This window comes from Mycolicibacterium anyangense (genome assembly GCF_010731855.1).
In the GTDB taxonomy this organism is placed as follows: domain Bacteria; phylum Actinomycetota; class Actinomycetes; order Mycobacteriales; family Mycobacteriaceae; genus Mycobacterium; species Mycobacterium anyangense.
This window is the reverse complement of the sequence record NZ_AP022620.1, coordinates 4,426,688-4,449,970: the sequence shown is the minus strand read 5'-3', so window position 1 is coordinate 4,449,970 and position 23,283 is coordinate 4,426,688. Positions and strand designations below refer to the sequence as shown.

Below are 23,283 nucleotides of genomic sequence, written 5' to 3'. Positions count from 1 at the left end.
CACTGTGACGACGAACTCACAGGATGGGAATGGCTGGGCTCAGCGCGAGTGAAAGTCCGCGCAGCCCGGCGGCTAGGCTCACCACCTTGTGACTGAATGGACGACCACCGCCGCGCGGCCCGATCCGGCGCGACTGCGGCTGGACAGCTACCCCGTCATCGACACAGTCCAGGTTCGCTACGCCGATCTCGACACCAACGGCCATGCCAACAACCTGGCGCTGGAGTCGATGCACGAGAACGCGCGAGCTCTGATGAACCGCCTCCTGTTCCCCGACGCCTATAACGTCACCACCCGCGAGTTCCGGCTGGTGAACTCTCAGAACGCCGTCCATTTCCTGGCCGAGGTGCACTGGCCGGCACTGGTCACCACCGGAGCCGGAGTGGGGCGGATCGGGCGAACATCCTTCGTGCAGTCCACCGCGCTGTTCGTCAATGACGCCTGTGTCGGTGTGGCTGACACCGTGCTGGTGCTGCTGGGAGACGACGGCCCGGTGCCATTCACCGACGACGACCGCGCCAAGCTGGCGACCCTGTCTCTCGGTTCGCCGAGATTGACGTAATGGCTTGAACTACTTGACTTTCCGCGCCCGTTCGTCGGTTTCGGCGCAGACGGGCGGCTTCACAGCTGGTTCGGTGGTTCCGCCTCGGGCATCGTGACCACCGTGGTGGCCCCGCCGCCACCGGTGTGGGCGAATCGGACCGAACCGCCCATCTCCTCGATCCCGACCACCAACGACGCCAGCCCGATGTGGCCGTCGGCCACCTTGCTCTCCAGCACCGAAGGGTCGAAGCCCACTCCGTCGTCGACCACCCGCAGTACGACGGCACCGGCCACCCGGTGCACATCCACCTGTACCCGGCTCGCGCGAGAGTGCTTGTGCGCGTTGGACAGAAGCTCGCGCGCGGCTCGGTAGAGCAGGGCCTGGGCGCGAGGCTTGCCGACCTCGTCGATCTCGCAGTCGAAGGTGACGTCCCAGCGTTGCTCGTACTGCCGCACCAACTCCCGCAGGGCGGGGCCCAGCCCGACCTGGGCCAGTACCTGCGGGTGCAGGGTGGTGACGGTGTCGCGCAGCAGGGTGACCGTTTCGCGCAGCGCGGCATCGACCCGATCGAACCCCTCCCCGGTGGGGTTGTCCCGCAGATCCTCGAGGTCCAGACGCGCCGCCAGCAGGTTCTGCAACGGACCGTCGTGCAACTGTTCGGACAGTTGCCGGTTGTTGCGTTCATCGGCCTGCATCGATTCGGCCACCAGCCGCCTGCGTACGTCCAGCAGGGCACGCACCCGGGACCGTCGCTTCGACAAGACATAGCACAGCGCGGTGGTCGCCGCGGCGAGCCAGAGCAAGCAGCCGACCTGAACGTAGACGACATTGGGCAGGCCCACGGTGTCGTCGCGCTTGGAGTAGACGATCCAGGCGAGCAGGTAGCCGCCAGCGGCGCTCAACCCCAGTGCCGCAGTGAGTTCGGGACGGTCCAGGAAGGCGACCGTGATCGGCACCAGGAAGAACACCGGTAGCAGCCACACCGTCGCCCCGCCGGAGACCAGACACAGCACCAGCACCACGAGGACGTCGACGGCGGTCGAGGCCACCCCGAACCACCACCGGATCGGGATACGCAGGACGACCACCAGCCACACCACCGCGAAGGCCGCGTAGAGCAGCAGCACAGCGCCGTACACGTCGGGCAGCCAGTGTTCGACGTCCTGGATGTAGACCAGCAGCGCCATCAGGACGATCAACGGCAGACGCAGGACTGCGGCGACCCGGACCGGCTCGGTGGTCAGGTAATCGAGCATCTGGGCGACCCCGCGCGGCACGTTACTCCAGGAGTCCGCGGCGCATCGCCTCAGCGACCGCGGCGGCCCGGTCGCTGACGCCCAGTTTCTCGTAGAGGCGCTGGACGTGGGTCTTGACCGTCGAGGGCGCCAGGAACAGTTCCTCGGCGATCGAGGGGATGCTGCGCCCGTGGGCGATCATGCCGAGCACTTCGCGTTCCCGCGCGCTGAGCGCGGGGCCCGAAGGTTCGGCGCGGCGACGGATCTCCACGGCCAGACCCGAGGCCAGGCGCGGCGCGAGCACGTCACGGCCCTTGGCGCAGTCGAGCACGGCATTGACGATTTCCGAGCGTGTCGAGTCCTTGGGCAGGTAACCCGCGGCCCCCTGCTGCAGGGCGTGGTAGACGATCTCGGCTTCGTCGTGCGCAGAGACCAGAAGCACCCGGGTAGCCAGTTCGTCGCGGACCACCGCCGCGGCCACCTCGGCACCGTCCATCCCCGGCATCTGATAGTCCAGCAGCGCCACATCGGGCTGGTGCTCCTTGATCAGCGACAGCGCCGACGGGCCGTCCTCGGCCTCGGCGATCACCTCGATCTCACCGCTGCCGCCGAGAGCCCGGACTAGGCCGTCGCGGAACAGTGGGTGATCGTCACCGACGACAACGCGCACCTTGCGGTTCTGGGACATGGCGAGAGCTTCGCACAGGTTCCCCCGATCGGGGGACAAACACTTCATCACCCGAAGGGCCCGGTCGGCGGACAGACCGCGGAGCGTGGCCGGGCGATAGTCGAATCACAGCCGAGAACGCCCGGCACCGACAGCAAGGGAGACGGACATGGACCGCACATTCGCTCGCAGCTTCGCCACCGTCCTGGCCGGGCCCACGCTCGCGATGGGCGTCCTGGCCAGCGCTCTTGTCATCGACACACCGGCGGCCGCCGACACCATGGGCCTGAGTACCAGCGCTGCCGGCACCCCGTCGACCCCGACGCACCTGGTCACCCTCACCATCTGACCCGAAAGGCCACACGACCATGAACCGCAGCACCAAAATCCGCCTCGCCACCTTCCTCGCCGCGCCCGTCGCAGCCTGTGGAATCTTCACCGGAACGTTCATCTCCGGCCAGAGCCACTCGACCAACCTGGCCGACTACGGCGCCGCCGGCACCGCGCACATCGGCATGGAAGCCGCCCAGGGCGCCGGTGTGCGCCATCAGCACAACGGCGGGGAGGAGTGATACCTCAGTGCCCGCAAGCACCCGCGAGCACCCGCGCACACCGAATGCCATCAGCCACAAACAATTACACGAAACGAGCGAAGAAATGACACTGACCATCACACATCCGGCCATTCGGTTCCTGGCCGCACCCGTCGTTGGTGCGGTGATCCTCGGCGGCGCTGCACTGGGCCTGGCGAGTGTCGCCGCGGCCGAGACCGGCGGGTCGACATCGACCAGCGCGGACTCCGGGCGGGGCCCCGGCGGCGGTATCAAGTCACCTGCGCAGCGGCCGCCCGCATCGCCTGCCCGGGGTGGCGGAGAGTCCGCACCGCCCGTGCCCGGTCCGAGCGCACCCATCAAGCCGAAGTCCGTCGCTCCGGCCTCGCCCACCGACCCGGCCGCCAGCACGCAGCGCGGCATCAAGGTCGGCGCGGTCCCGTCACCGATGCCCACCACGATCGACTCCAACGGTGTGCCGATTCCGGTCGGCCTGACGCCGGTCGAGGTACCCGCGCCGGTCGAACACAGCCCCGTGGAGAACTCCCCGACCTCGGCCAAGGTAGGTCCCGGCGGGACCGGACTGACACCGGTCAAGCCCCCAGCCCCGTCGACCGTCGGATAGGAGGTGGTGACATAGCGACCTTGACCCCACACCCGGCGAGGCCCTTCCTTTGGTCATGAGGGAGGGCCTCGCCGGTGCGTTGACGCGTGTCATATCGTGGCGGCATGGATTTCGCCATGTCCGCCAAGGCGGCCGATTACCACAAGCGCGTCACCGAGTTCATGGTCGAACACGTCTTTCCCGCCGAGAAGTCCTACGACGAGTACCGCACCGCGGCCGGCCCGCACGATTTCACCGTTCCCCCGGTGGTCGAGGAGCTCAAGAAGCTGGCCAAGGCGCAAGGGTTGTGGAACCTGTTCCTGCCGCCGGAGTCCGGGCTGACCAACCTCGAGTACGCACCGCTGGCCGAACTCACCGGCTGGAGCACCGAGATCGCCCCCGAGGTGTTCAACTGCGCCGCCCCCGACACCGGCAACATGGAGACCCTTCACCTGTTCGCCACCGAGGAGCAGCGCCGGCAGTGGCTCGAACCGCTGCTGGCCGGCGAGATCCGCAGCGCCTTCTCGATGACCGAACCAGCGGTGGCCTCCAGCGACGCCCGCAACATCCAGACCGCGATCACCCGCGACGGTGACGACTACATCATCAACGGCCGCAAGTGGTGGACATCGGGCGCCAACGACCCGCGCTGCAAGATCCTGATCGTCATGGGCCGCACCAACCCCGATGCCGCCTCCCATCAGCAGCAGTCGATGATCCTGGTGCCGGTGGACACCCCCGGGGTCAACATCCTGCGCTCGACGTCGGTGTTCGGCTGGCAGGACCAGCACGGCCATGCCGAGGTCGTCTACGACAACGTCCGGGTACCGGCGTCCAATCTGCTCGCCGAGGAAGGCATGGGCTTCGCGATCGCCCAGGCGCGGCTGGGTCCCGGCCGTATCCACCACTGTATGCGTGCGATCGGGGTGGCCGAACGGGCACTGGCACTCATGACCGAGCGCGCCCGCACCCGCATCGCCTTCGGTAAGCCGCTGGCTGAGCAGGGCGTGGTCCAGCAGCAGATCGCATTGTCGCGCAACGAGATCGACCAGGCTCGGCTGCTGTGCCAGAAAGCGGCCTGGACCATCGACCAGCACGGCAACAAGGAAGCACGCAACCTCGTCGCCCAGATCAAGGCCGTCGCACCGCAGATGGCCTGCAACGTCATCGACCGCGCGATCCAGGTACATGGTGGCGGCGGCGTCAGCGACGACTTCCCGCTGGCCCGGATGTACGGCTGGCAGCGAGCGATGCGGATCTTCGACGGGCCCGACGAGGTCCATATGCGCAGCATCGCCCGAGCTGAAATCGGCGCTGAGCCAAGCGCTTTGGCTGCAGCGGTGACCAAAGGGTGAGCGCCGCGCAGCTGTCCGGCGCGTGGAACTTCCGCGACGTCGCCGAGAACACGGGAATCCGGCCGGGCTTGTTCTTCCGGTCCAGTGAGATCAGCAGGCTCGACGACGCAGGACGAGATGCCTTGCGTAGCTTGGGCATCACCGATGTCGCCGACCTGCGATCACCGGTCGAGGTGGAACGCCGCGGCCCGGGCGCGGTACCCCAGGACGTGACGGTACACCTGCTGCCCTTCCCAGATCTGTCCCATGCGCCCACGACAGCGCCGCACGAGACGGCGTGGGAGAAGATCATGGGCGAGGCCACCCCGGACGACGACGTCATCGCCGCCGGGGAGAAGTGGATGAACGACGAGTATGCGCGCTTCGCCACGCTGGCCGGCGCACGTCGTGCCGTGCACAGGATCGCGACACTGCTGGCCGACAACCGGCCGGTGCTGGTGCACTGCTTCGCCGGCAAGGACCGCACCGGATTCTCCATCGCGGTCGTGCTGGAGGCCATCGGCGTTCCGCGCGATGCCATCGTGACGGACTTCCTGCGCAGCAATGACGCGGTGGGCCGGCTTCGGGATCGGATCATGGAGTCGGTGCGCAGCCGCGAGGGCATGACACCGGAAGTGGCGGCCTTCGCCGAGTCGCGGCTGCCCGACGGTGTGCTCGGCGTCAAGGAGGAGTACCTCGCCACGGCGCGACACGTCATCGACGAGGAGTACGGCGGGCTGCCGGGTTATCTGGAAGCCGCCGAGGTCAGCGCCGACGATCTGGCTCGGCTGCGCTCGGCGCTACTGGGTTAACACCAGACCGGCTACCCACACGGCGGTGGCCAGCAGAGCTCCGGCGAGTTCGACGCCCACCGACAACAGTGCACCCTTCACGGCGTGCACGGTGGCAGCCCAGGCCCGGATGTGGTCCCGGCGCTGGACCAGTTCGGCGAGGTAGACGCCAAGGACGAAGCCCAGCAGCAGCCCAGCCACCGGGACCACGAAGAACCCGATGATGCCCCCGACGGCGCCCACGGTCAACGTCCACCCGCCGACATCGGCGGCCCGCATCCGGCGCACCGGCCAGATGTATTTGATCAGCAGGCTGGCCCCGATGATCGCGGCGACCACCGCCAGCACCACCCACGACACCAGGGTTCGTTCGACAACCGCCCATACCACGATGGCGGCGAGTACCAGCAGCGTGCCGGGGAGCAGCGGCACGATGATGCCGACCAGGCCGACGGCGATGGCCAGCCCGACCACAACGACGCCACTGACGCTCACCCGACCGAGCCTAGGGCCATATCGCCTCGCTTCCCCGGACGCCTGTCCTAGGCTCAGGCCGCCGGGGTACTGCGTCCACGGGTGAACGCCGCCATTTCATACACTGGCGTTTTCCGCCCGGCCTCGCCCACGACCAACCAGATCGGATCGCATCGATGCTCATCGGGATTCCACGCGAGTCTCTAGCGGGGGAGACGCGCGTCGCCGCCACGCCACAAACCGTCGGACAGCTCATCAAACTCGGCTATGCCGTACTGGTCGAATCCGGTGCAGGTGTCGCGGCGAGCTTCTCCGACGAGGCATTCGTCGAGGCCGGGGCCGGTATCGGGACCGCGGCCGAGGCGCTCGGCGCCGATATCGTCCTCAAGGTCAACGCGCCCACCAGTGCCGAGATCGCCGCACTGCGCGACGGTGCGACATTGATCAGCCTGATCTCCCCCGCCCTGAAACCCGAGCTCGTCGAAGAACTGGCCACCCGCCCGATCACGGTGCTGGCCATGGACGCGGTACCGCGGATCTCGCGAGCCCAGTCCCTGGACGTGCTGTCCTCGATGGCCAACATCGCCGGGTACCGCGCCGTCGTGGAGGCCGCGCACGCCTTCGGCAGGTTCTTCACCGGCCAGGTGACCGCGGCGGGCAAGGTTCCGCCGGCCAAGGTACTGGTGGTCGGCGCTGGTGTGGCCGGCCTGGCGGCGATCGGCGCCGCCGGCAGCCTCGGCGCCATCGTGCGCGCCACCGACCCGCGTCCCGAGGTCGCCGATCAGGTCAAATCCCTTGGTGGAGAATATCTTTCCATCGAATCCCCCGAGACCGAGGTTTCGGCCACCGGCTACGCCAAGGAGATGGGTGACGACTACAAGGCCCGCGAGGCGCAGCTGTACGCCGAGCAGTCCCAGGATGTCGACATCATCATCACGACGGCGTTGATCCCGGGCCGGCCGGCACCGCGCATCATCACCGCCGACATGGTCGCCTCGATGAAGTCGGGCAGTGTCATCGTCGATATGGCCGCCGCCAACGGCGGCAACGTCGAGGGCACCGTCAAGGACCAGGCCGTCGTCACCGACAACGGCGTGACCATCATCGGCTACACCGACCTGGCCGGCCGGCTGCCCGCCCAGGCATCGCAGCTCTACGGCACCAACCTGGTCAACCTCCTCAAATTGCTGACCCCGGAGAAGGACGGCACGCTGGTGCTCGATTTCGACGACATCGTGCAGCGCTCGGTCACCGTGGTCCGCGACGGCGAGACCACCTGGCCACCACCACCGGTACAGGTATCCGCCGCCCCGGCGCCGGCCGCGAGCGCCGCTCCGGCAGTGCAGCACGCCAAACAACCGATGACGATGGGCCGCCGGCTCGGCCTCACGTTCGGCGCCGCCGCCGTGCTGTTCCTGCTGATCGCGTTGTCCCCGGCCGCCCTGCAGGTGCACCTGACGGTCTTCGCACTGGCGATCGTGATCGGCTATTACGTCATCGGCCACGTGCACCACGCCCTGCACACCCCGCTGATGTCGGTGACCAACGCCATCTCGGGCATCATCGTCGTCGGCGCGCTGCTGCAGATCGGCCACGGTGACGTCATCGTCACGACATTGGCGGCCGTGGCCATCCTGCTTGCCAGTATCAACATCTTCGGTGGCTTCGCGGTGACGCGTCGCATGCTCGCGATGTTCTCGAGGAGTTGAGTTGTTTACATTAGAGACGGCCGCCACCGCGGCCTACGTCGTCGCGGCCCTGCTGTTCATCCTGGCGCTGGCCGGGCTGTCGAAGCACGAAACATCGCGGGCCGGAAACACATTCGGCATGGCCGGCATGGTGGTCGCGCTGGTCGCCACCATTGCGCTGGCCCTGGCCCGCCATATCGAACCGCTCGGTCTGGGCCTGCTGATCGGCGCCATGGCCATCGGTGCCGCGATCGGATTGTGGCGTGCCCGCGTCGTCGAGATGACCGGTATGCCCGAACTGATCGCGCTGCTGCACAGCTTCGTCGGCCTGGCCGCGGTGTTGGTCGGCTGGAACGGCTACCTGCACGTCGAACATGATCTGGGCGGCGCCGAGGCCGCGGCCCTCGACAGTCAGGGCATGCTCGGCATCCATTCCGCCGAGGTCTTCATCGGCGTGTTCATCGGCGCCGTGACCTTCACCGGATCGATCGTCGCCAACCTGAAACTGTCCGCGCGCATCAAATCGACGCCGCTGATGTTGCCGGGCAAGAACTTTCTCAATGTCGGCGCACTGGTGTTGTTCGTCGCGTTCACCGTCTGGTTCGTCATCGAACCCCAGCTGTGGCTGCTCGTCGTCGTCACGGTGCTGGCGCTGCTGCTGGGCTGGCATCTGGTCGCCTCGATCGGCGGTGGCGACATGCCCGTCGTGGTGTCGATGCTCAACAGCTATTCCGGTTGGGCTGCAGCAGCTTCAGGCTTCCTGCTGTCCAACGATCTGTTGATCGTCACCGGCGCCCTGGTCGGATCTTCGGGTGCCTACCTGTCGTACATCATGTGCAAAGCGATGAACCGGTCGTTCATCTCGGTCATCGCCGGCGGCTTCGGCATCGAAGCAGGGCCGGCCGAGGACAAGGACTACGGCGAACACCGCGAGATCACCGCCGAGGGAGCCGCCGAACTCTTGGCGTCGGCCAGTTCAGTGATCATCACCCCCGGCTACGGCATGGCGGTGGCCCAGGCCCAGTACGGCGTGGCCGAGCTGACCCGCAAACTGCGCGAGCGGGGTGTCACGGTGCGCTTCGGTATCCACCCCGTCGCCGGTCGGCTGCCCGGACACATGAACGTGCTGTTGGCAGAGGCCAAGGTGCCCTACGACATCGTGCTCGAAATGGACGAGATCAACGACGATTTCGACGACACCTCGGTGGTGCTGGTGATCGGTGCCAACGACACGGTGAACCCGGCGGCGTCGGAAGATCCGGGCAGTCCGATCGCCGGCATGCCGGTGCTGACGGTATGGAACGCCGAAAACGTCATCGTGTTCAAACGGTCCATGGCCTCCGGTTACGCCGGCGTGCAGAATCCGCTGTTCTTCCGCGAGAACACCCAGATGCTGTTCGGCGATGCGCGAGACAGAGTCGACGACATCAACGCCGCGCTATAAGACCGTGCGGTGAGCCGCCGCGTCCCGACGTGGTCGGTGCCGATGTTCTTCATCGTCGGCGCGGTGTCGCAGTATGTCGGTGCCGCGCTGGCGGTGTTCCTGTTCACCACGGCCGACCCTGCCGCGGTGGCGTGGCTACGCGCAGCGGGAGCCGCCGTCGTGCTACTCGTGTGGCGCAGACCGTGGCGTCAGCGCTGGACGCGCCGCGGGCTCGGCATCGCCGCCGGTTTCGGGGTTGTCACCGTCGGAATGAATGTGGCGTTCTTCGAGGCGATTTCACGTATCCCGCTCGGTACCGCGGTAGCGATCGAATTCATCGGACCCGTCGCGGTGGCGACGCTCGGCACGCGGCGCCCCCGTGATGTCCTGGCCGTCGTACTCGCGGCAGGCGGGGTGGCGCTCCTGGCCGGAGTACAGACTGGTGCCGACACGGTCGGGGTGGTCTTCGCCCTGGCCGCCGCGGCGTTGTGGGCGGGGTACATCGTGCTCGGCAAGCGGGTCGCCGAGGGGGGTTCGGGGCTGGGTTCCCTGGCCATCGGGATGGCTGTCGCGGCCGTGCTGCTGGCGGCTCCCCTATTGGCCGGTCAGCTGCACACCGATGCACGCGTGCTTGCCGATCCCCGGACCTGGTTGGTGGGACTTGGAGTCGGCGTGCTGTCCACGGCCGTGCCCTACGGGCTCGATCAGTTCGTCCTGACGCTCATCCCCCGGGCCCGCTTCGCCTTGCTTCTGGCCCTGCTGCCCGCCACCGCCGCCGGTATCGGCGCGGTCATGCTGCATCAGTGGCCCACACGTACCGAACTCGCGGGCATCGCCTTGGTCATGACGGCGCTGGTCATCAGTGCGCAAGACTCGGTTGCCGAGGACACCGGAAACTAGAGTCTGTCGGCCAAGTCGTGGAGATCCGTTGCGACGACGTCGAATTCGCCGGACTCGAACGCCACCCGATGGCGCCCCGGTTGTCCCCATTCCAGCGGCCGGTCGACATAGGCGGTCCGCAGCCCGGCGTCGCGGGCGGCCCGCAGGTCGCTCGGATGCGCCGCCACCAGCATGGCCTCATCGGGTGCGACGTCCAGCATCTGCGCGCAGCCCAGATAGGCCTCGGGATCGGGCTTGTAGTGACCGAAGATCTCGGCCGACAGCACGCAATCCCACGGCAGGCCCGCGTGTTTGGCCATATCGGTCAGCAGCGAGACGTTGCCGTTCGACAGCGTGGTGATGGTGAAACGTTCCTTGAGCCGGTGCAGGCCCTTCACGGCGTCGGGCCACGGAGCCAGCCGATGCCACGCACGGTTGAGATGGTCGACGTCGTCCTCGTCGGCTTGGATTTCGACGTCGCGGAGCAACTCGTCGAGGATTCTGCGGTGCAGATCATCCAGCCGGGTCCATGGCAGCTCACCGCGCCGGACCAGGTCCATCGCCGGGCCATAGCCGGCCCGCCAACTGTCGGCAAAGCTCGACCAATCTCGTTGCACGCCTTGGCGATTGCCGAAGCGTTCGAGCTCGCCGATGATGCTGGAGCGCCAGTCGACGACGGTGCCGAACACGTCGAAGGCCAGCACGCGGATCATCGACGACCCCGCGTGCCGGCCCACGACGCCGACATCACTCAGCCGAGTGTGAAGGAGGCGTGCTCGGCCGCCGACAGGTCGTCGATCTCCGACCAGTTCGCCGCGACGTCGTCGACGCTGGGCACATGGTCGAAGGTGACGCCCTCGTTCTGGAACAGCGCGGCGCGCTGCACCTTGCCACCGCCGACGATGAACACCGAGCCGGAGTCCGGCACCTCTTCGGTGCACAGGTAGCCGACCACCGGCGCAACATATTCGGGGGTGAGCTTCTTGAACACCTCGGGAGGCAGGATGTCCTCGGTCATCCGAGTGGCGGCGATCGGTGCCAGGGCGTTGGCCTTGATGTTGTACTTGGCACCCTCCTGGGCCAGCGTATTGATCAGGCCGACCAGGCCGAGCTTGGCGGCGCTGTAGTTGGCCTGACCGAAGTTGCCGAACAGGCCGCTGGTGGAGGTGGCGACGACGATGCGGCCGTAGCTCTGCTCGCGGAAGTGCGGCCAGGCGGCCCGGATCACGTTGTAGCCGCCGTAGAGATGGACCTTCAGCACCGAATCCCAGTTCTCGAACGGCATCTTGTGGAAGGTGCCGTCGCGCAGGATGCCCGCGTTGCTGACGATGCCGTCGATCTTGCCGAACTCCTCGAGCGCGGTCTTGACGATGTTCTCGCCGCCCTCGGGCTCGGCGACGGAGTCGTAGTTGGCGACCGCGCGGCCACCGGCGTCCTTGATCTCCTGGACGACCTGGTCGGCCATGTTGTGGCCGGCGCCGGTTCCGTCGCGCGCGCCGCCGAGGTCATTCACCACGACGCTGGCACCTTCGCGGGCCAGTGTCAGCGCGTACTCACGACCCAGACCACCACCGGCTCCGGTGACGACGATGACACGATCTGCAACTCCGGGCATGAGCTTCCCTTCTCCGGCGATTGGTAGCCCGGCCATCGTAACCAACCAGGCGGTTGGTGTTCGGGCCGGTCTCGGCCGCCGATTGCGCCGTTGGTCAGGCGCTACGTTCGGCGACGACGAAAGTGGCGAACTCGTTCGTGGTGATCTCGATGGGCAGGTCCGTCCAGCGTCCCAGCCGCTTCATCTCTTCGATCGACGGCACCCCGGAGGCTTTCCAGCCGTGCTGGGTGAGCCAGTCCGTCAGCTCGGCCCGGTGCGGATCGTTGTAGGTCAGATCGCTGATGTCGATCTTGCGCTCGATGCCGAGCTGATCGGCGATCTTCTCGAAGCGGCCGCGGAATTCCTGCCGCCGGCTCTCGTCCTGGTGCTGGACCGCCTCGGCGGAGACCCGGCTTCCCGGTGCGCTCAGGGCGGTGATCTGTTCGAAGAGCCGGTCCTGGGCATCGGCCGGCAGGTACATCAGCAGGCCCTCGGCCAGCCATGCGGTCGGCTGGGCCGGGTCGAACCCGCGCTCTCGCAGCGCCGCCGGCCAGTCCTGGCGCAAATCGATCGGTACCTCGTGCAGCACAGCGGCGGGTTGGACCCCGTGGGCGGCCAGCGTCTGCGCCTTGTACTCGAGGACCTTGGGCTGGTCGAGTTCGAAGACGTGGGTGCCCGCCGGCCAGTTCAGCCGGTAGGCGCGCGAATCCAGGCCCGAGGCCAGGATCACGACCTGCCGGATACCCGACGCGGCAGCCTCGGTGAAGAACCGGTCGAAGAAGTGCGTGCGCACGGCCTGGTAGTTGCCCATGTGGGCAAACATCGTCGCGGCCTCGGCATCGGCGGCAGCCAGCCGCTCGGCCATGGACTCGTCCAGCATCGATTCCCACATGCCGGTGCCGGCCCCGCTGACCAGGATCCTGGCGTAGGGGTCGTTGATCAGCGCGTCGGGTCGCTCGCTCTCACCGGCTCTGGCGGCGGCCACCATCACGGCGGTCGATCCGACGCTGGTGGCGATATCCCAGGTGTCGTTGTCGGAGCGCAGGTTACTCATGGAGTTCGTTCCCTTCGGACAGCATCATCCCAGTTCAAAACGGGTATAACCAATGCTACCGAAGGGTTCGGCCGACTCAGGAACAGTGCGTGTGGGGCTCACGCACGATCGGCGACACGCCACATCTGCCCGTCGAGCAGGTTCAGGAACTGGTCCATGATCGCGACCAATCGATCCTGGTCGCCCACGAACCCGGCATAGAAGCCCAGCCCCCACATCACCGCCATCAGCATCTCGGCGGCCGAGGGCACGTCGATGTCCGGACGGATCTCGCCGGCCTCGATCGCATCCTTGATCGCCGAGGTGACGAACCCGCGGGTGAAGTTCATCGAGTCGTTGTCATCCTGGTTGAGGTCGGGATGACGCTGCGATTCCAGCACCGAAGTCACCAGGAACGCCGCGACCGAACGGTCCTGACCCTGGGCGGCCACGGCCGCCCGGATGAACGCGCGCAGCCGGTCGGGCAGGGTGCCCTCCCGCTGCGAATACGTGACGGCGGACTCGACGAGCAGCGCGTTGGTCTGCTCGACGACCTCTTGATAGAGCAGACGCTTGCTGGCGAAGTAATGGTTGATAGCGGGGCGGGTCAGATCCGCGCGAATAGCGATTGCCTGGAAGGTGGCAGCGTCATACCCCAGTTCGCTGAACACCTCTCGGGCGGCGCGCAGGATGCGCTCGCGCGTTTCCGCCGCCTTAGCTGCGGGCGGTCTTCCTGGACCCCGACTTGCTGTATGCGGCACAGTCAAATTGTGCCATAAGTAACGCCGTCAATTGATGGTCGGCGTCATTTGTTTGAGGCTTTCACATGAGATTTATGCTCAAAATCGGTCGCATTCTTGAAAGTTGTTGGTACGCTTGCCAATTCAGATGACCATTACGGGCATACGGTCCGATATTCATAAATTACTTACCTCGATGTCGGTTTCCCCGGCATGCCTGTGCCGCACGAGAATTCGCTATCGAGAGCTAATTCTGGCGTCAATTCCCGATAGCCTGCGTCAGCGAGCACCGGTGCAAGTTTGCCAGGAACGTCATTCAGCGAGAAAAGGTCACATGACCTTTCGCATGATCTTCTTCGCCCGCTCGCTGTACGGCGGATACATCAGCCCCGGATCCGGCTTTGCCGGCTTGGCCAGCACCGCCCGCCGGTGGCTGAGCGTCTCGAAGCCCCACTTGCCGTGATAGGCACCTATTCCACTGGCGCCGACCCCACCGAACGGGAGCTGCGGCACCAGGCAATGGACCGCGACGTGGTTGATCACCGCGCCACCCGACGGCATCCGGTCCACCAGGTCACGGGCCTGCCGGGTGTTGGCCGTGAACACATACAGCGCCAACGGCTTGGGCCGGGAGTTGACGAACTCGACAGCGGCCTGCGGGGAGTCGACGGACAGGATCGGCAGGATCGGCCCGAAGATCTCGTCCGACATCACCGGGTCGTCCGTTGGCGGGTCGACAACCACCGTCGGTTCGATGCTCAGCGCCGACCGATCGGACCCGCCGCCGGTCACGACCTTGCCACTGGTCGCGCTGATCAGCGATACCAGACGATCGAACTGGCGCTCATTGACGATCCGCAGTGACGGGTCCTGTTCACCGGCCCGGAACTTCGCGATCGTGGCGACGATCTTGTCGGCAAGCTGGGCGGCGATCTTGCGGTCGGCCAGCACATAGTCCGGCGCGATGCAGGTCTGCCCCGAATTGAGCATCTTCGTCCAGGCGATGCGGCGTGCGGTGACGTCCAGATCCGCGTCGTCCAGCACCACCACCGGGCTCTTGCCACCCAGCTCCAGCGTCACCGGCGTCAGCGTCGGGGCCGCCGCCGCCATGATCTTGCGGCCGATTTCGGTTCCACCGGTGAACAGCGCATGATCGAAGCCCTGGGCCATCAGCGCCTGAGTGGTGCCCGCATCGCCCTCGACCACCCGGATGGCGTCGGTGTCCAAGTACTGCGGAACCAAGCGGGCGATCAGCTCGGAGGTGGCCGGCGCCAGTTCGGAAGGCTTGATGACCGTGGCGTTGCCTGCCGCGATCGCCGCGACCAACGGGGCCATGCACAGGTAGAAGGGGTAGTTCCACGGGCCGATCACCAGGATCACCCCGAGCGGGTCGTACTGCACCCAGGCGCGGCCGGGAAGCTGGGCCAACGGAAGGCCCTGGCGCTTGGGCTTGACCCACTTCTTGAGGTGCTTGCGGGCGAAGGCAGCCTCGGCCTTGGTCGAGCCGATATCGCCGAGCCACGCGTCGAACGCGGGCCTGCCCAAGTCCCGGGCCAGGGCCTCGGCGATCTCGGGCTCACGCTCGTCACACATCCGCTCGATCGCCGCGAGCTGCGCGGAACGCCACGACAGCCCTCGGGTGCGGCCGCTGTTGAACACCCGGCGCACATCGGCCAGGACACCGGCGGCGTCGCCTTCGGTGGCGGGGTCACTCGTGATCTGGACAGTCATGCCGTCTCCTCGACTAGATCCTTGCTCACAAGCTTGCCCCATCATCGGGTGGACGCAACACCCCACTCAATCAACTCCGGGTATCAACTCGATCGTCGCGGCCATACCACCGGCGGGTGGCAACTATCGTGTCCAGAATGGCCACCGTCGCCACCCGCGAGGCGTACTTCGAGATCGGCCTCGAAGTGCTGGCCGACCGTGGCTTCGGCGGACTGAAGCTGGCCGAGGTGTGCAACCGGCTCGGCGTCACGACCGGCTCGTTCTATCACTACTTCGCCAGCTGGCCGGCCTACAGCCGGGAATTGATCGCCTACTGGGTGCAGGACCGCACCGTGCGGATGGCCGAGGCGTTCGGCGTGGTCGACGATCCGCGGGAGCGAATGCAGGTGATCATCCGGGCGGTGCTGTCGCTGCCGCACGGGGCCGAGGCGGCGATCCGGTCGTGGAGTTCGGTGGACCCCGAGGTCTACAAGGTGCAGGTCGAAGTGGACAAGGAGCGCTTCCGGGTGTGCTTCGACTACGCCATGGACATCGTCGGCGACGCCCGGCAAGCCGAGGTCTTCGCCGACTGGTGCGTCTACCTGCTGGTCGGCTACGAGCAGGCGACGCTCCCCAGGGACCCTCGCATCTACGAGTGGATCAGCAATCAGATGCTCGACGCGCTGGACTCCGGGAAATTCAGCACCGTCCCGCCGCAATGACTCAGGTGAATGCAGCCGAGCAGGCCGGCCCGTCGGCCGACAACCACGTCTTCGCGGTGTTGCGTGAGCGGCTCTACGGAGCGATCTCGTGTCTGGCCACACTGGCGGTCCTGGCCCGCTACACCACCGGTGACACCAGCGCGTGGGCCCGCCTCCTCGACGTCGCCGTCGCCACCGGCGGTTTGTGGGCCGCCAGCCTGTTCGCCGACTTCGTCGCGCACCTCGGGGTGTACGAAGGCCGGCCGAGCCGACGGGAAGTCGGGGCCATGCTGCAGGCTTCCGGGCAGATCCTGCAGGCCGCGGTCATCCCCGCCGGAATTCTGGCGGCGGCCGGCTTTGGCCTGCTGAAGACCTATACCGCGATGTGGGTGGCGATGTGGGCCATCGTCGCCGAACTGGGACTGATCGCCCTGTTCGCCGTCCGCAAGACCCAATTACATTGGTGGCAAAAGCTTTTGACGGGGGTCCTGCTCGCCTCATTCGGCGCTGTCGTGGTCGTGATCAAGATGCTCGCACACTGACCGCGCGCACGTTCTACGATCCAGCCATGTGGACGCCGGCTGCCCTGTGGAGCCGGATGGTCAGGCGGATCCGGACCCGCGATCCGGAGAACGACGGTGCTCGACGCGCACTGCGGGCCGCCATCGTCATCCCGATCGCGGCCGCGGTCAGCTTCACCGTCGGTGGTGGCTCCCAGGCCCCGCTGTTCACGATCTTCGGTTCGATCGCCCTACTGATCGTGGTGGATTTTCCCGGCAACGTGAACGCCCGCGCGCTGGCCTACACCGGCCTGGGCTTCAACGGCGCGGTGTTGATCAGTATGGGGACGTTGGCCGCCCAGATCCCCTGGCTGGCGATCTGCCTGACGTTCGTCATCGGTGCGCTGGTGAGCTTCTCGGGGCTGATCAGCGAGATCGTCGCGGCCGGCCAGCGCGCGACGCTGCTGACGTTCGTGCTGCCGATCTGCACTCCGGCGGGCCCGCTCGGGGAACGGCTGCTGGGATGGGCCATCGCGCTGGCCATCTGCGTGCCCGCCGCACTGTTCCTGTTCCCTCCGCGCCACCACGGTGACCTACGCCGGCACGCCGGTGCGGTGTGCCGGGTGCTTGCCGATCGGATCGAGGGCAGTGTCGACGGTGCCGCGGTCACCACGGCGATGGACGCGTTGCGCGGGAACTTCCTGGGCGCCGCCTTCCGGCCGGTGGCCCTGACCGCCGGCAGCCGCGCGCTGGTCCGCGTGGTCGACGACCTGCAGTGGCTCAGTGACCGGGTCACCGGGGACACCGGGCGCCTGCTCGGCCCGATCGCCGCGCCGTCGGTGGCGGCACTGCGGTGTTGCGCGGCGGTACTGGAGATCTCGCGGCCGGCCGATCGCGCCACCGCCCGGGCGGACCTCGATCGGGCGGTGGCCGTCAACCGGCTGATCGCGATCACCAGCTACCGCGACGACATCGACGATCTCCTCGCCGAGCCCGACGACGACGCCGCCGTGGAGCTGGGCCGCACGCTGCTCAGCCGGCGCACGATCGGCGCCACCGTCGGCGTCACCGGGCGGCTCATCGCCAGCGCCGCAGCCGCCGACGCCCGCCCGGTCTGGGCCCGGGTGCTGGGCACGCAGCTGCCGGAAACCGGTGTGTCCGATCGGCTTTACTCCGCGGCAGCCTCGGTCACCTCGCTGACCAGTGGCTCACTGCTCACCGGGGCGGTGACGGTCCGCAACAGCCTGCGAACCGGGCTGGGCTTGGCGTTGGCGGTGCTGGTGACGTTCATCTTCCCGGTCGAGCACGGATTGTGGGTGGTCCTCGGCGCACTGTCGGTGCTGCGCAGCAGCGCCCTGACCACCGGTACCAGCGTGGTGCGCGCCGTCGCGGGCACGCTGGTCGGCTTCGTGTTGGGTGCCGCTGTCATCGGAGTGCTCGGCGTCGACCCTGCCGTGATGTGGATGTTGTTGCCGGTGGTGGCATTCGGGTCGGCGTATGTGCCCGAGATCGGCTCGTTCGCCGCCAGCCAGGCAGCCTTCACGATGATGGTGCTGATCGTGTTCAACCTCATCGTCCCGACCGGATGGAAGGTGGGCCTGATCCGGGTCGAGGACATCGTCGTCGGCGCGATGGTCGGTGCGCTGGTCTCGATCCTGCTCTGGCCGCGCGGCGCGACGGCCCAGATCCAGTCCGTCATCGACGCCGCGTGCTCGGTGGGAGCGCGGTACCTGACGGCCGCCGTCCGCCGCGTTACCCGCGGCGCCTTCGAGGCGTCCGAGGACTTGGTCGGAGCCCTGAGCTACGAGACGATCACCGCCAGCCGGACATTGGATGACACTGTGCGCCATTATCTTTCCGAGAGCGGCGGGCAGACCGACTCGCGGGCGCCGGTGGTGCACGCGTCCAACCGGGCGTTTCGGCTGCGCGCGGCGGCCGACCTGATCGCCGACATCGTGCCACCGCCGCTGGGGGTGTACCCGCGCACCCGGGAGGTGCTCGAGACCCATACCGCCACCGTGTGCGCCCGCCTGGACGGTAGCGACCCCACCGCGACGCTGCCACCGATCAGCGACGCATTCGTGCGGGCTCTGCGCGCCGAGGCCGGCTCCGGCGACCTCGCGGTGTCGGCGGCCCTCCCGCTGGTGACCGCGGCGGCCAGCATCGGCGAGCTCGAGTTGACCTACCCACCTGCGCTGGCCGCCGAGCCGGCACCCGCGTAGCCAGGTGCTACCCGCGGCCGGCCCGGTGCGGCATCAGAGCGCCGGGCGGGACCACCCCGAACCGGCCGGCGTTGAAATCCTCGAGCGCCTCGATGATCTCCGACTTGGAGTTCATCACGAACGGCCCATAGTGGAACACCGGCTCTCGAATCGGCTTGCCGCCCAACAGAAGGACCTCCATCGCCGGTCGATTCGCATCCTGGTCTGAATCAGCCGCCACCGTGATGCGGTCACCCTTGCCCAGCACCGCGAGTTGCCCCTGCTGGATCGGGCGGCTGGAGGTTCCGACCGTGCCCCGACCCGAGAGCACGTAGACCAGCGCATTGAAGTCGCTGGGCCATCCCAGGTTCAACTGGGCACCTGCCTCGATAGTGCTGTGCACCAACGTGATCGGGGTGTGCGTCACGCCGGGTCCGGCCCAGCCGTCGATATCGCCCGCGATCAATCGGATCAGTGCCCCGCCGTCGGCCGACGACAACAGCCGCACGGCGCCACCCTCGATCGACTGGTAGCGCGGTTCGGCGAACTTGTCGCTGCGGGGCAGGTTCACCCACAGCTGGATTCCGTGGAACAGGCCACCGCTTTCGACGAGTTCGGCAGGTGGCGTCTCGATATGCAAGATGCCGGCTCCCGCGGTCATCCACTGGGTCGCACCGTCGGAGATCAAGCCGCCACCGCCGTGCGAGTCCTGGTGGGCGAAGCGGCCGTCGATCATGTAGGTGACGGTTTCGAAGCCGCGGTGCGGGTGCCAGTCGGTGCCCCGGGGCTCACCCGGGGAGTACTCGACCTCGCCCATCTGGTCCATGTGGATGAAGGGGTCGAGGTCGGCGGCGCTCACGCCGGCGAACGCGCGGACGACGGGGAAGCCTTCACCCTCGAATCCGCGCGGCCCGGTGGTGATCGATCGGACCGGTCGTTCGGTGTCGGCCGGGCCGGCCGCGCTCACCCGGGGCAGGGACAACGTGTCTGCGGTAACTGCTGGCATGACTGACTTAACCGGACCACGGTCCGATTAATTCCGTCAGCCCAATACCTCCAGGGCAACGGCTCGCGCTTCGGCTGCGCTCGCGGTGCCCAGCACCGCCGCCGCGGCATCCCGGCACTGCTGCAGCGTGACCGTGGCCAGCTTCGCGCCGACGCCGGTGACCGCGGCGGCGGCCGCCGAGAGCGACGTGACACCCAGGCCGGTGAGCACACAGGCCAGCAGCGGATCGGCGGCGGCTTCACCACAGACCCCGACCGGCTTGCCCGCGGCGGCACCTGCCTTGGCGGTGTGGGCCACCAGGGCGATGACGCCGGGCTGCCACGGGTCGGTCAGCGTGGCCAGCTCGGCCGACATCCGGTCGGCGGCCATCGTGTACTGGGCCAGATCATTGGTGCCGATCGAGAGGAACTCGACGTGCTCGAGAATCCGGTCGGCCAGCAGTGCCGCGGCGGGCACCTCGATCATCACGCCGGGCACCAGGTTTCGTTCCCGCGCCCGCTCGGCGAAGTGCTTGGCCTCGTCCGGGGTCGCGATCATCGGCGCCATCACCCACGGTGAGTTGCCCGAGTTCGCGGCGGCCGCGGCGATGCCGTCGAGCTGGCGTTCCAGAACCTCCGGATTGAGTGCGGCAATCCGGATGCCGCGCACCCCAAGGGCCGGGTTGGCCTCGTCAGGATGTCCGACGAACTTCAACGGCTTGTCCGAACCGGCGTCCAGCGTGCGGATCACGACCTTGCAACCGGCGAAGGCGTCGAGCACCTCACCGTAGATCGCGGCCTGCTCGTCGACCGTCGGCTCGGTGTCGCGATTGAGGAAGCACAGTTCGGTGCGGAACAACCCGATCCCCTCGGCCGGGGTCTCCCGCGCCGCGCGGGCCGCCGAACCGTCCTGGACGTTGGCCAGGATCGCGATGGGATGGCCGTCGGCGGTCGCACCGGGGCCGGACCAGCCCGCCATCGCGGCGGTCGCCGCGTCGGCCGCCTCGACAGCGGCGGCTGCTTCGGCCGGGTCCGGGGACAGGGTCACGGTTCCCCGGATGCCGTCGATCAACACCGGGGTGCCCGGCGCCACGTCGTCGAGACCACTGACCGCCACCACGCACGGGATGCCCAGCTGGCGGGCGATGATCGCGGTGTGGCTGGTGGGCCCGCCCAGGGTGGTGGCCAGACCGACCACCAGGGTGGGGTCGAGCCCCGCGGTGTCGGCGGGAGCCAGATCCTCGGCGCACAGGATCGAGGGCTGCGCCGGGGCGGGCACGCCCGGCTCGGGCAGGCCGCTCAGCTCGGCGATCACCCGGTCGCGGATATCACGCAGGTCGGTCACCCGCTCGGCCATCAGCCCACCGAGCTGGGTGAACAGCTCGACGAATTGGGTGACCGCCTCCGCGGTGGCGCGCACCGCGGGCATCCCTTCCTTGATCCGCTTCTCCGCCGCGCCCAGCCAGGCCCGATCCTGGGCCAGCGTCGCGGTGGCCGCCAGCACTTCGGAGGCCGATCCGGTGGCGGCCGCGGCGCGCTCACGCAACCGGTCAGCCACCGCTGCCGCAGCGGTGGTGAACCGGGCCGCCTCGGCGTCCCGCTCGCCGTCGGGAAGCTGGCCGCCCGGGTCCAGATCGTCGATCGCAGGTAGCCGACCAGGGCGAATGACCGGCGCGAAGCGCACCCCCGGGACCACCGGGACACCAGTCAGAACAGCGCCCGCGGGGGCGTCGAGTGAAACAGACCGGGAAGAGACTGACATGTGAACCAGATTACAACAAACCGTTGACAAGTCAACACGAACGGGGGTAAAACAACACAAAGCAACATAAACTATGGCTCAGATCCCACACAAACGGAGAATCGTGTACCCCGAAGAACGTCAGCAGGCCATCGCGGCCAGGGTGCTGTCGCAAGGGCGGGCATCGGTCGCCGAACTGGCCCAGGCCTACGACGTCACCACCGAGACGGTGCGTCGCGACCTGGCCGCCCTGGACCGGGCCGGGCTGGTACGCCGCGTTCACGGCGGCGCCGTCCCGATCCGCGCCCTGCATGTGGTGGAACCCGGCGTCGACGAGCGGGAGGTCACCCGAGCCGACTACAAGGAGTCCATCGCCCGGGCCGCGGCCGAATTCCTCCCGCTGCCCGGTGCCAGCGTGCTGTTCGACGCAGGCACCACCACCGCCCGGGTGGCCGGCATGCTGCCCCCCGACCGCGAACTGGTGGTGGTGACCAATTCCGTACCCATCGCGGCGAGGCTGGCCACCATGCCGTCGATCACCCTGCAGTTGTTGGGCGGGCGCGTGCGCGGACTGACCCAGGCCGCCGTTGGCGAACAGGCCCTGCGGGCGCTGGACACCCTGCGGGTGGACATCGCGTTCATCGGCACCAACGGCATCAGCGTGCGCCACGGTCTGTCCACCCCGGACAGCGATGAGGCGGCCGTCAAGCGGGCCATGGTCCGATGCGCGAATTATGTTGTAGTGGTTGCTGATTCATCGAAAGTCGGGCGCGAGGAGTTCGTCAGCTTCGCCCCCATCGGCAGCGTCGACGCCCTGGTCACCGACGCCGAGATCAGCGCCGCCGACCGAAAAGAGTTGTCCGAGCATGGCGTCGAGGTCGTGCTGGCAGGAGGGGAAGCATGATCGTCACCGTCACTCCCAACCCGAGCATCGACCGCACCCTCACGCTGCCCACCGAGCTGGTCCGCGGCGCGGTGCACCGAGTGCGTTCGGTGTCCAGCGAACCGGGCGGCAAGGGGGTCAATGTCGCCCGCGCGCTGACCCTTGCCGGACTGGACACCGTGGCCGTGCTCCCCGCGGCCGAACATGATCCGATCATCACGGCGCTGCGCGCCAGTGGCGTGCCGTTCTACGCGGTACCCATCGAGGGCGCAGTGCGCACCAACCTGACGATCACCGAATCCGACGGCACCACAACAAAGATCAACGAACCCGGCGCGGTGATCGACGAGCAGGCACTGGCCGCCCTGAGCCGGGCCGTCCTGGAACGGGCGGCTTCGGCACGCTGGGTGGTGCTGTCCGGCTCACTGCCTCCGGGTATGCCCGATCACTGGTATGCCGACGTGGTGGCCGAGCTGAAGGCCTTCGACTGCAAGGTCGCGGTGGACACCTCCGACGCGCCGCTGGCCGCGCTGGCCGCCGCCTTCGACCGGGCCGCCCCGGATCTGATCAAGCCGAACTCCGAGGAGCTCGCCGGGTTGGCCGGAGTCGATGCGCATGCCCTGGAAGATGCTCTGGTGCAAGGCAATCCCGACCCCGTGGTCGACGCCGCTCACCGGTTGATCGAACGCGGCGCCAGGACCGTGCTGGCCACCCTCGGCGCAGCCGGCGCGGTGCTGGTCAACGAGACCGGTAGCTGGCTGGCCACCCCTCCCCCGATCACGCCCAGGAGCACCGTCGGCGCCGGTGACTCCTCCCTCGCAGGCTACGTGCGCGCCGACGTCGGCGGAGCCCAGGCCCCGCAACGACTGCAGATGGCCGTCGCCTACGGCAGCGGCGCGGCCGCCCTGCCCGGGTCGGCGCTGCCCTCCCCCGCGCAGATCGACCTCGACGACGTCGCGGTCACCTCGATCGCCCCCTACCCCACTTCGCCCGCCCGCCCTTAGAC

The 23,283-nt window shown here is 67.8% G+C and carries 24 protein-coding genes; 14 read left to right on the top strand and 10 right to left on the bottom strand.

The window, feature by feature from the left end; genetic code table 11:
• The first annotated feature begins 88 nt into the window (after positions 1–88).
• The gene (locus G6N35_RS21105; RefSeq protein WP_163805995.1) at positions 89–562 is read left to right on the top strand and encodes an acyl-CoA thioesterase; all 474 of its coding nucleotides are present in this window, start codon (positions 89–91) and stop codon (positions 560–562) included.
• A 59-nt stretch (positions 563–621) separates the two neighbouring features.
• Here the strand turns inward: G6N35_RS21105 and G6N35_RS21100 are convergent, their stop codons facing one another.
• Both G6N35_RS21100 and G6N35_RS21095 read right to left on the bottom strand, forming a co-directional pair.
• Positions 622–1,800: a sensor histidine kinase gene (locus tag G6N35_RS21100; RefSeq protein ID WP_163807843.1), complete on the bottom strand. Its 1,179-nt coding sequence runs from the start codon at positions 1,798–1,800 to the stop codon at positions 622–624.
• 22 nt (positions 1,801–1,822) lie between these two features.
• Positions 1,823–2,467, bottom strand: a complete 645-nt coding sequence (locus G6N35_RS21095; RefSeq protein ID WP_163805994.1) for a response regulator — start codon at positions 2,465–2,467, stop codon at positions 1,823–1,825.
• Positions 2,468–2,615: 148 nt separating this feature from the next.
• Here G6N35_RS21095 and G6N35_RS21090 point away from each other — a divergent pair, with 148 nt between their 5' ends.
• The 5 genes from G6N35_RS21090 to G6N35_RS21070 all read left to right on the top strand — a co-directional run bounded on the left by G6N35_RS21090 (position 2,616) and on the right by G6N35_RS21070 (position 5,747).
• Complete coding sequence (locus G6N35_RS21090; protein ID WP_163805993.1) at positions 2,616–2,795, top strand: hypothetical protein; 180 nt, start codon at positions 2,616–2,618, stop codon at positions 2,793–2,795.
• A gap of 19 nt (positions 2,796–2,814) precedes the next feature.
• Positions 2,815–3,018 (top strand): hypothetical protein, encoded by a 204-nt coding sequence (locus tag G6N35_RS21085; RefSeq protein ID WP_163805992.1) that lies wholly within the window; start codon positions 2,815–2,817, stop codon positions 3,016–3,018.
• A gap of 85 nt (positions 3,019–3,103) precedes the next feature.
• A complete protein-coding gene (locus G6N35_RS21080) occupies positions 3,104–3,622 on the top strand; it encodes a hypothetical protein (protein ID WP_163805991.1) in 519 nt (172 codons plus the stop codon).
• A 116-nt stretch (positions 3,623–3,738) separates the two neighbouring features.
• Entirely contained in the window at positions 3,739–4,956 is a 1,218-nt protein-coding gene (locus G6N35_RS21075; RefSeq protein ID WP_163807842.1) for an acyl-CoA dehydrogenase family protein, read from the top strand.
• A complete protein-coding gene (locus tag G6N35_RS21070) occupies positions 4,953–5,747 on the top strand; it encodes a tyrosine-protein phosphatase (protein ID WP_163805990.1) in 795 nt (264 codons plus the stop codon). The genes G6N35_RS21075 and G6N35_RS21070 overlap by 4 nt, the downstream gene beginning before the upstream one ends.
• Here G6N35_RS21070 and G6N35_RS21065 read toward each other — a convergent pair.
• The gene (locus G6N35_RS21065) at positions 5,736–6,221 is read right to left on the bottom strand and encodes a DUF456 domain-containing protein (protein ID WP_163805989.1); all 486 of its coding nucleotides are present in this window, start codon (positions 6,219–6,221) and stop codon (positions 5,736–5,738) included. The two genes, G6N35_RS21070 and G6N35_RS21065, sit on opposite strands and share 12 nt — an antisense overlap.
• A 155-nt stretch (positions 6,222–6,376) precedes the next feature.
• Between G6N35_RS21065 and G6N35_RS21060 the strand changes: the two genes are divergently transcribed.
• The 3 genes from G6N35_RS21060 to G6N35_RS21050 are packed head-to-tail and all read left to right on the top strand — an operon-like array spanning position 6,377 to position 10,211.
• Positions 6,377–7,909 carry a Re/Si-specific NAD(P)(+) transhydrogenase subunit alpha gene (locus G6N35_RS21060; protein ID WP_163805988.1) on the top strand — a complete coding sequence of 511 codons (1,533 nt, stop codon included), beginning with the start codon at positions 6,377–6,379 and terminating at the stop codon, positions 7,907–7,909.
• A 1-nt stretch (position 7,910) separates the two neighbouring features.
• Positions 7,911–9,332, top strand: coding sequence for a Re/Si-specific NAD(P)(+) transhydrogenase subunit beta (gene pntB / locus G6N35_RS21055; RefSeq protein ID WP_163805987.1), 1,422 nt, complete (start codon positions 7,911–7,913; stop codon positions 9,330–9,332).
• A gap of 9 nt (positions 9,333–9,341) precedes the next feature.
• On the top strand, positions 9,342–10,211 hold the full coding sequence (locus G6N35_RS21050) for an EamA family transporter (protein WP_322790628.1): 870 nt from the start codon (positions 9,342–9,344) through the stop codon (positions 10,209–10,211).
• On the opposite strand, the gene G6N35_RS21045 is transcribed toward G6N35_RS21050, so the two are convergent.
• From G6N35_RS21045 to G6N35_RS21025, 5 genes are all read right to left on the bottom strand, one after another.
• Positions 10,208–10,903, bottom strand: coding sequence for a haloacid dehalogenase type II (locus tag G6N35_RS21045; protein ID WP_163807840.1), 696 nt, complete (start codon positions 10,901–10,903; stop codon positions 10,208–10,210). The two genes, G6N35_RS21050 and G6N35_RS21045, sit on opposite strands and share 4 nt — an antisense overlap.
• 38 nt (positions 10,904–10,941) lie before the next feature.
• A complete protein-coding gene (locus tag G6N35_RS21040) occupies positions 10,942–11,805 on the bottom strand; it encodes an SDR family oxidoreductase (protein WP_163805986.1) in 864 nt (287 codons plus the stop codon).
• 94 nt (positions 11,806–11,899) lie between these two features.
• A complete protein-coding gene (locus tag G6N35_RS21035; RefSeq protein WP_163805985.1) occupies positions 11,900–12,838 on the bottom strand; it encodes a class I SAM-dependent methyltransferase in 939 nt (312 codons plus the stop codon).
• A 98-nt stretch (positions 12,839–12,936) separates the two neighbouring features.
• Positions 12,937–13,578: a TetR/AcrR family transcriptional regulator gene (locus G6N35_RS21030; RefSeq protein ID WP_163805984.1), complete on the bottom strand. Its 642-nt coding sequence runs from the start codon at positions 13,576–13,578 to the stop codon at positions 12,937–12,939.
• A 309-nt stretch (positions 13,579–13,887) separates the two neighbouring features.
• The gene (locus tag G6N35_RS21025; protein ID WP_163805983.1) at positions 13,888–15,288 is read right to left on the bottom strand and encodes an aldehyde dehydrogenase family protein; all 1,401 of its coding nucleotides are present in this window, start codon (positions 15,286–15,288) and stop codon (positions 13,888–13,890) included.
• Between the two features lie 137 nt (positions 15,289–15,425).
• Here G6N35_RS21025 and G6N35_RS21020 point away from each other — a divergent pair, with 137 nt between their 5' ends.
• The 3 genes from G6N35_RS21020 to G6N35_RS21010 are packed head-to-tail and all read left to right on the top strand — an operon-like array spanning position 15,426 to position 18,690.
• Positions 15,426–15,989: a TetR/AcrR family transcriptional regulator gene (locus G6N35_RS21020; RefSeq protein ID WP_163805982.1), complete on the top strand. Its 564-nt coding sequence runs from the start codon at positions 15,426–15,428 to the stop codon at positions 15,987–15,989.
• Positions 15,986–16,510 (top strand): hypothetical protein, encoded by a 525-nt coding sequence (locus G6N35_RS21015; protein WP_163805981.1) that lies wholly within the window; start codon positions 15,986–15,988, stop codon positions 16,508–16,510. Before G6N35_RS21020 ends, G6N35_RS21015 begins: the two co-directional genes overlap by 4 nt.
• A gap of 26 nt (positions 16,511–16,536) precedes the next feature.
• Positions 16,537–18,690, top strand: a complete 2,154-nt coding sequence (locus G6N35_RS21010; RefSeq protein WP_163805980.1) for an FUSC family protein — start codon at positions 16,537–16,539, stop codon at positions 18,688–18,690.
• 7 nt (positions 18,691–18,697) lie between these two features.
• On the opposite strand, the gene G6N35_RS21005 is transcribed toward G6N35_RS21010, so the two are convergent.
• Both G6N35_RS21005 and ptsP read right to left on the bottom strand, forming a co-directional pair.
• Complete coding sequence (locus G6N35_RS21005) at positions 18,698–19,675, bottom strand: pirin family protein (RefSeq protein WP_163805979.1); 978 nt, start codon at positions 19,673–19,675, stop codon at positions 18,698–18,700.
• Positions 19,676–19,711: 36 nt separating this feature from the next.
• Positions 19,712–21,415, bottom strand: coding sequence for a phosphoenolpyruvate--protein phosphotransferase (ptsP, locus tag G6N35_RS21000; RefSeq protein WP_179967399.1), 1,704 nt, complete (start codon positions 21,413–21,415; stop codon positions 19,712–19,714).
• A gap of 103 nt (positions 21,416–21,518) precedes the next feature.
• Here ptsP and G6N35_RS20995 point away from each other — a divergent pair, with 103 nt between their 5' ends.
• Together G6N35_RS20995 and pfkB are read left to right on the top strand one after the other, a co-directional pair.
• Positions 21,519–22,298, top strand: coding sequence for a DeoR/GlpR family DNA-binding transcription regulator (locus G6N35_RS20995; protein ID WP_163805977.1), 780 nt, complete (start codon positions 21,519–21,521; stop codon positions 22,296–22,298).
• Positions 22,295–23,281, top strand: a complete 987-nt coding sequence (pfkB, locus tag G6N35_RS20990) for a 1-phosphofructokinase (protein ID WP_163805976.1) — start codon at positions 22,295–22,297, stop codon at positions 23,279–23,281. The genes G6N35_RS20995 and pfkB overlap by 4 nt, the downstream gene beginning before the upstream one ends.
• The last annotated feature ends 2 nt before the right edge of the window (positions 23,282–23,283 follow it).

What these genes read in the sequence shown, in the direction of transcription:
- G6N35_RS21040 (WP_163805986.1), bottom strand. Translation starts at nt 11,805, where the DNA reads ATGCCCGGAGTTGCAGATCGTGTCATCGTCGTCACCGGAGCCGGTGGT.
- G6N35_RS21060 (WP_163805988.1), top strand. Translation starts at nt 6,377, where the DNA reads ATGCTCATCGGGATTCCACGCGAGTCTCTAGCGGGGGAGACGCGCGTC.
- G6N35_RS21020 (WP_163805982.1), top strand. Translation starts at nt 15,426, where the DNA reads ATGGCCACCGTCGCCACCCGCGAGGCGTACTTCGAGATCGGCCTCGAA.
- ptsP (WP_179967399.1), bottom strand. Translation starts at nt 21,415, where the DNA reads ATGTCAGTCTCTTCCCGGTCTGTTTCACTCGACGCCCCCGCGGGCGCT.
- G6N35_RS21085 (WP_163805992.1), top strand. Translation starts at nt 2,815, where the DNA reads ATGAACCGCAGCACCAAAATCCGCCTCGCCACCTTCCTCGCCGCGCCC.
- G6N35_RS21035 (WP_163805985.1), bottom strand. Translation starts at nt 12,838, where the DNA reads ATGAGTAACCTGCGCTCCGACAACGACACCTGGGATATCGCCACCAGC.
- pfkB (WP_163805976.1), top strand. Translation starts at nt 22,295, where the DNA reads ATGATCGTCACCGTCACTCCCAACCCGAGCATCGACCGCACCCTCACG.
- G6N35_RS21080 (WP_163805991.1), top strand. Translation starts at nt 3,104, where the DNA reads ATGACACTGACCATCACACATCCGGCCATTCGGTTCCTGGCCGCACCC.
- G6N35_RS21025 (WP_163805983.1), bottom strand. Translation starts at nt 15,288, where the DNA reads ATGACTGTCCAGATCACGAGTGACCCCGCCACCGAAGGCGACGCCGCC.
- G6N35_RS21010 (WP_163805980.1), top strand. Translation starts at nt 16,537, where the DNA reads ATGTGGACGCCGGCTGCCCTGTGGAGCCGGATGGTCAGGCGGATCCGG.
- G6N35_RS21100 (WP_163807843.1), bottom strand. Translation starts at nt 1,800, where the DNA reads ATGCTCGATTACCTGACCACCGAGCCGGTCCGGGTCGCCGCAGTCCTG.
- G6N35_RS21090 (WP_163805993.1), top strand. Translation starts at nt 2,616, where the DNA reads ATGGACCGCACATTCGCTCGCAGCTTCGCCACCGTCCTGGCCGGGCCC.
- G6N35_RS21095 (WP_163805994.1), bottom strand. Translation starts at nt 2,467, where the DNA reads ATGTCCCAGAACCGCAAGGTGCGCGTTGTCGTCGGTGACGATCACCCA.
- G6N35_RS21075 (WP_163807842.1), top strand. Translation starts at nt 3,739, where the DNA reads ATGTCCGCCAAGGCGGCCGATTACCACAAGCGCGTCACCGAGTTCATG.
- G6N35_RS21015 (WP_163805981.1), top strand. Translation starts at nt 15,986, where the DNA reads ATGACTCAGGTGAATGCAGCCGAGCAGGCCGGCCCGTCGGCCGACAAC.
- G6N35_RS21045 (WP_163807840.1), bottom strand. Translation starts at nt 10,903, where the DNA reads ATGATCCGCGTGCTGGCCTTCGACGTGTTCGGCACCGTCGTCGACTGG.
- G6N35_RS21005 (WP_163805979.1), bottom strand. Translation starts at nt 19,675, where the DNA reads ATGCCAGCAGTTACCGCAGACACGTTGTCCCTGCCCCGGGTGAGCGCG.